Source organism: Buttiauxella sp. S19-1 (assembly GCF_022134725.1).
In the GTDB taxonomy this organism is placed as follows: domain Bacteria; phylum Pseudomonadota; class Gammaproteobacteria; order Enterobacterales; family Enterobacteriaceae; genus Buttiauxella; species Buttiauxella ferragutiae.
In genome coordinates this window covers 22,657-28,940 of record NZ_JAHWLU010000058.1, presented here as the reverse complement: position 1 = coordinate 28,940, position 6,284 = coordinate 22,657, and the positions used below count along the sequence as shown (strand labels likewise).

Genomic DNA, 6,284 nt, shown 5'->3' with positions numbered 1-6,284 from the left:
GGGGGCTAGCGGATATCAGCTGGCTCGAAGGGGGCAATCAACATCGTCTGTACTGATATATACTTAGTACCCGTTAATAATTGAGCGACAATTCCGACTCATGCTGAAGTGGTCAACAAAAACTGGCCACCACGTTAGAGTTTTTCCAGTATCGATTTTCTGATTCGTTTGGTGGCAACCCACCGTTATATTCGTGCGGCCTGAGTGCGCTGTAATATCCAACGATATAGTCCGTTATGGCGTGAGTCGCATCGCTGAAGCTTACGTAACCTGTCACTGGCACCCATTCGTTTTTCAGACTCCGGAAGAAGCGTTCCATTGGGCTATTATCCCAACAGTTTCCACGCCGGCTCATACTCTGTCTGATCCGGTAGCGCCACAGTAACTGCCGGAACTGCCTGCTCGTATAATGACTGCCCTGATCGCTGTGGAACATCACTCCTGCGGGCTTACCCCGAGTTTCCCATGCCATTTCCAGTGCTTTCATGGTGAGTCTACTGTCCGGCGAGAACGACATTGCCCAGCCCACTGGCTTTCTTGCAAACAGATCGAGAACAACAGCGAGGTATGCCCAGCGTTTGCCTGTCCAGATATAGGTCACATCACCGCACCATACCAGGTTTGGCTCTGTTACGGCGAACTGTCGCTCAAGGTGATTCGGGATAGCAACGTGTTCATGACCGCCACGCTTATACCGGTGAGTCGCTTGCTGGCAACTGACCAGCCCCAGTTCTTTCATGAGCCTGCCAGCAAGCCAGCGCCCCATCCGATAGCCTCTCTGGGTTGCCATTGTGGCGATGCTTCTTGCTCCGGCCGAACCGTGGCTGATGCCATGCAGCTCAAGTACCTGACTGCGTAATACAGCCCGTCTGCCGTCTGGCTTTTCAGGACGGTTTTTCCAGTATTTGTAGCTGCTGCGATGAACCCCGAACACATGGCAGAGTGTGGCCACAGGATAACGCGCCCTGAGTTTCCCGATTATCGAGAACTGTTCAGGGAGTCTGACATCAAGAGCGCGGTAGCCTTTTTTAATATTTCGTTTTCCATTTCAATACGTTGCACCTTCTTCCTGAGCTCACGTATTTCGATTTGTTCCGGTGTGATAGGAGAGGCTTTTGGCGTTTTGCCCTGTCGTTCATCACGCAGCTGTTTTACCCATTTAGTCATCGTGGAAAGACCCACATCCATAGCCTTAGCGGCGTCAGAAACTGTGTAATTTTGGTCGACAACCAACTGAGCGGACTCACGTTTGAATTCAGGACTAAAATTTCTTCTTTTCATTGGTGCACCTGTGTTGTTCTGAGGTGAGCATATCACCTCTGTTCAGGTGGCCAAATTCAGTAAACCACTTCACCCTGAACATCAAATCCCTGGTGGTGTTGATAAGACGCTGCTTACTAATGCTTGCTAAGTAATCACAGATAGTCAGCATACATATCATGCGACATTGGTATGGCGCTTCACCTCTATAACCATTGCTTCAACAGGAACGGATCTATCAGGCCTATAAAGGGAAAATCGACTATATAGCGTCTGGCAGTGCTAGGGACTAGTGTGTGTTCACGGCAGTAGTCGGCAACACTCCAGCCTTTAGGCCAGTACTGTTGATAATATCTATCAAAATGCTGGCTCCAGTGAGAGCTCATTGGCTTACGTCGTAACTGTTTTTTAGCTGTTTTCTTATGTAGTCGATGGCTGTGAATGTAATTATCCAGTGTGGAAGTGCTCTGCTGGAAGCAATAGCGGTGCCATGCCCAGTGAATAATTTTAAGGCTTTGCCCCCCAACACGGCGACAGTTGGCATATACCCGTACTGGATTCAACTTGTACTTGCGTGCGTAATCAGAAAGGCTGATCCCAGTAATCAGAGCCTCTAACACATAGTTATGACGATGACCGGGCCAGCGTGGTGAATTACACCACCATTTATTTTCGTCATAAAGTTCATAGGATGAACGTTTACGTAAAACGGCGGGTAATCGGGCTTTGCCCAGAAAATATTTGTCTAACATTCCTGAGTAGGTGGATTTCAACGCCATATCCTGATCGTTGGTTTTCGTCTCCACTTTTTGGTTGATTGGCTTGCAAGGTGTTACTGCAGATTTTTGGCGTGAAGGAGCTGCAGGCCTCGGTTTGCGCATGCCTGAGCCAACAAGTTTAATACCCTTATCAATTGACTCTTTTGTTCGGCGCTTACCCAGATAACTAACTCTTAGCATCAGTTTGGTATAGGTGTTGAGGTCATTTTCAGCCACAAAGTAATAACCGTTTTCCGGGAACCATATCGAACCACCAGCAGCTTGTTCCCAGCAATGCCGGACAATTGTATTCAGCTTATTTGGGTAACGGATGTAGTTACCATCCAGCATCAGCAAATAATGATAATGCTGGGCTTCCCCTGAGCCTTGTTCTCTTACCCATAGGTAGCTAATAAACGATTTTGGGTAGTACTTGCCCAACTGGCGGAAAAGTAAGTTATGGAAATTATCCATGACGTGATTATCCGTACTATAGGCAGGGAGGCGAAAATCATATCTGACCGCAAGAAAGCGAGACATAGCTGACACCTTATCAACTGCGCCGAAGATTCTTTTCATGATCTTCGTGTCCTGGTCGCGTTTTTCTGGCAGCACAGACCACATCACTTCTTTGAAAACAAACGTTCCCTTTGGCTGATATTCAACAAGGTTGCCAGGCTTGCTGGGCGTAATATTATTAAATACCGGGATGGATTCCTGACTTACTGAGGGCTTTGTTACTTGATTAATCAGATGATTGCTCATGTTTTAACGAGTCGCAGAAGAGGTGAAAATAAACGTTTTTGTTCCAGTTTGTTTCATTGTCAGATGAAGAAAGGGCTGGATATTTCAGCCCTTTAACAAACAGAATTACTTGTTATTTTGCTCAAGCCAGCATTGATATGTATTTGCTGGCCATCCTACGGTTCGACCCTCATGCATTATCGGCTGTGGGAACATGCCAGCTTTGACCCAACGGTAGAGGGTGGTGCGACTGCAATCGAGGAGCTGAAGCATTGTATCAATGCGAATCAGACGTTGGGGCTGATGAAGGGCAACAACCTTATCAGACATAGTTGGCTTATTTTTCAATCGAATAACTCCTGGTGGTGAATGCTGAAACTAAACGGAGTTAATCAAATTGAACTGTATATTACCCGTGTACCTTCCCGAAGGTTACTGGATGCCTTTTGTAACTCTTTCTTTTTCCTCGTTTTCTCTTTTGGCTTTTTTGGCGGCCCGATGGCTTTCAATATTCTGATTTGGCTGCTCAAAAAGATGTAATGCGAAGCCTAACTCTTTAGATGCCTTCTCACGAGACATCGGAAGTTGTTCACTGGGAGGCCAGAACGCTGAGGCATGGTTTTCTATCTGGTTCAGAAGTTCAGTAACTGTTGGGACGACCTTTTTATTAGCGTCTTTTTGATTTTGAGAGATAACCGCAAGAGCTGCGATCAGCAATTCTTCTCGTTTGATAGCATAACTTTCTCCTCGTAGTGGAGGGGGAATCGAGTGCTTTTGCGCTGCTAGCAACTCGAAATATTTTTCTTTGTAGTCCGGCTCATCTTCGATGCTATCCAGAAACTCGAAATCGAGGATAGGGGCAATAGCATCACGCAAGAAACCATGTGTACGAAGTGATTCGTCGTTACTGATATCTTCATCGTAGATACAAAGAAGTTGGGAAAGGGTCTTCGGGCACTTCGCCAATTCTTCTGGGGACATTTTCCCTTTCATTGGTACGGATAGTAGGTCCCAGGAAAAATGGTCATCGGCAACAGCGTTTAATTTGTTTCCGTCAAGGCGGTATAGTTCCGTAGGATGCTCAACTGACAGGGTAGTTAACAGCACAGAGGCGAGTTCTTCGTACATGGCTTCTGGGTCTTGGGCTTTGGCTGAACGAAGAAGATCATAAAGACTAATCCAGTCCTTTACCGTTAACTCAGGGGGACGGGCCATACGGCGCATTTTTTTCTCTTTAACTTTATCCTTAAAGCTCATGCTAAATCTCCCTGGTTACAACACCTACAGTAGAGTTACGTCACCCATTACGTCACCCAGATTGAAACAAAACAAAAAGGACTTAGCCAGTTTTCTGTCTAAGTCCTTGTTTTATTTGGTGGCCCCTACTGGACTTGAACCAGTGACCAAGCGATTATGAGTCGCCTGCTCTAACCAACTGAGCTAAGGGGCCGTGGCGCAGGATTATAATGTAACTCTGGGCTGCAATCCAGTGATTGCGTGACATCTGCCGCTTTTATAATCAAAGCCTAATCAAACTCTTATATTTCCCGCTTCTGATATTTTGCTCAGCTATTGTTAGCGGGCAGAAATAAAAAAGCCCTCGCGATGGAGGGCTCTTGAGAAGGGCGATGTGATTAGTCGTCCAGGAAGCTACGCAGTACTTCAGAGCGGCTTGGGTGACGCAGTTTGCGCAGTGCCTTCGCTTCGATCTGACGGATACGTTCGCGGGTAACGTCGAACTGTTTGCCCACTTCTTCCAGCGTGTGGTCGGTATTCATGTCGATACCGAAACGCATACGCAGAACTTTCGCTTCACGCGCTGTCAGGCCCGCCAGAACGTCGTGAGTTGCGTTACGCAGGCTTTCAGACGTTGCAGAGTCCAGTGGCAGCTCGAGGGTGGTATCCTCGATGAAATCACCCAGATGCGAATCTTCATCGTCGCCGATTGGCGTTTCCATGGAGATAGGTTCTTTGGCGATCTTCAGCACTTTACGGATTTTGTCTTCCGGCATTAACATGCGTTCAGCCAGTTCTTCCGGCGTTGGCTCACGACCCATCTCTTGCAGCATCTGGCGCGAAATACGGTTGAGTTTGTTGATAGTCTCAATCATATGCACCGGAATACGGATGGTACGCGCCTGGTCAGCGATAGAGCGAGTGATAGCCTGGCGAATCCACCATGTGGCGTAAGTCGAGAACTTATAACCACGGCGGTATTCAAACTTATCAACCGCTTTCATCAGGCCGATGTTACCTTCCTGAATCAAGTCGAGGAATTGCAGACCACGGTTGGTGTATTTCTTAGCGATAGAAATAACCAGACGTAAGTTTGCTTCAACCATCTCTTTCTTCGCACGGCGGGCTTTCGCTTCACCGATGGACATACGACGGTTAATGTCTTTAACCTGCTCGATAGTCAGGCCGGTTTCTTCTTCAATCTGTTGCAGTTTCTGCAAGCTGCGATGAACGTCGTCAGCAACGTCATGCAGTTTTTCAGACCACGGCTTGTTCATTGCGATAGCGGCTTTGAACCAGGTTTCGCTGGTTTCGTTGCCGGTGAACAGTGTGATGAAGTTTTTCTTCGGCATTTTGCACTGTTCAACACACAATCTCATGATCAGACGTTCTTGCGTACGAACGCGGTCCATCATGACGCGCATGCTGTTTACCAGGTAATCGAATTGCTTCGGTACCAGGCGGAACTGTTTGAAGACTTCAGACAATTGCAAGATTTCAGCGGCAGAGTCTGCGTGAGCACGGCCTTTCGCTTTAATCGTGTCGCGAGTTCTTTCGTACTGCGTGCGCAGTTCGCCAAATTTCTCACGAGCGAGTTCAGGGTCGATGCTGTTGTCATCGTCCGCGTCGTCGTCGTCGTCTTCCTCATCGTCACTGTCACTGTTTTCTTCGGTGGTCAGTTCAGAACCAATGTGAGTGGCGGTAGGGGCAAGGTCTTCTTCTGCATTCGGGTCAACAAATCCGGTGATCAAATCAGACAGACGTGCTTCTTCTGCTTCGACGCGGTCATACTGCTCAAGCAGATAAGTGATCGCTTCCGGGTATTCGGCAACGGAGCACTGCACCTGGTTGATACCGTCTTCGATACGCTTAGCGATATCGATTTCACCCTCACGGGTTAACAGCTCAACGGTACCCATTTCACGCATGTACATGCGAACCGGGTCAGTAGTACGCCCGATTTCGGATTCAACGCTGGACAGAACCTGTGCAGCAGCTTCTTCCGCATCTTCGTCTGTGTTGTTTGAGTTTTCAGCAAGCAACAGGTCATCGGCGTCAGGTGCTTCTTCCATCACCTGAATGCCCATGTCATTGATCATTTGGATGATGTCTTCGATCTGATCAGAGTCGACGATATCTTCCGGCAGATGGTCATTGACCTCGGCATAGGTCAGATAGCCTTGCTCCTTGCCCTTGGTAACAAGAAGTTTAAGCTGTGACTGCGGGTTTTGCTCCATAAGACGGTATCCACACTTCAGTATTAGGGTTGGTGTCGGTCGGCGAAAC

General features: G+C 47.8%; 5 protein-coding genes and 1 tRNA gene. All 6 read right to left on the bottom strand.

Annotation, left to right across the window (positions count from 1 at the left end; genetic code table 11):
• Positions 1-112: 112 nt before the first annotated feature.
• A protein-coding gene (locus MES37_RS13955) for an IS3 family transposase (RefSeq protein ID WP_237931781.1) occupies positions 113-1,281 on the bottom strand; the annotation gives its coding sequence in 2 pieces (ribosomal slippage) (positions 113-1,032 and positions 1,032-1,281; 1,170 coding nt in all).
• A gap of 185 nt (positions 1,282-1,466) precedes the next feature.
• Positions 1,467-2,783: a YagK/YfjJ domain-containing protein gene (locus tag MES37_RS13950; RefSeq protein ID WP_237931779.1), complete on the bottom strand. Its 1,317-nt coding sequence runs from the start codon at positions 2,781-2,783 to the stop codon at positions 1,467-1,469.
• Positions 2,784-2,888: 105 nt separating this feature from the next.
• Complete coding sequence (locus MES37_RS13945) at positions 2,889-3,092, bottom strand: helix-turn-helix transcriptional regulator (RefSeq protein WP_074388486.1); 204 nt, start codon at positions 3,090-3,092, stop codon at positions 2,889-2,891.
• 102 nt (positions 3,093-3,194) lie between these two features.
• Complete coding sequence (locus MES37_RS13940) at positions 3,195-4,019, bottom strand: hypothetical protein (protein WP_237931777.1); 825 nt, start codon at positions 4,017-4,019, stop codon at positions 3,195-3,197.
• A gap of 116 nt (positions 4,020-4,135) precedes the next feature.
• A tRNA-Ile gene (locus MES37_RS13935) sits at positions 4,136-4,212 on the bottom strand.
• Positions 4,213-4,396: 184 nt separating this feature from the next.
• The gene (rpoD, locus tag MES37_RS13930; RefSeq protein WP_064540155.1) at positions 4,397-6,235 is read right to left on the bottom strand and encodes an RNA polymerase sigma factor RpoD; all 1,839 of its coding nucleotides are present in this window, start codon (positions 6,233-6,235) and stop codon (positions 4,397-4,399) included.
• Positions 6,236-6,284 lie beyond the last annotated feature (49 nt).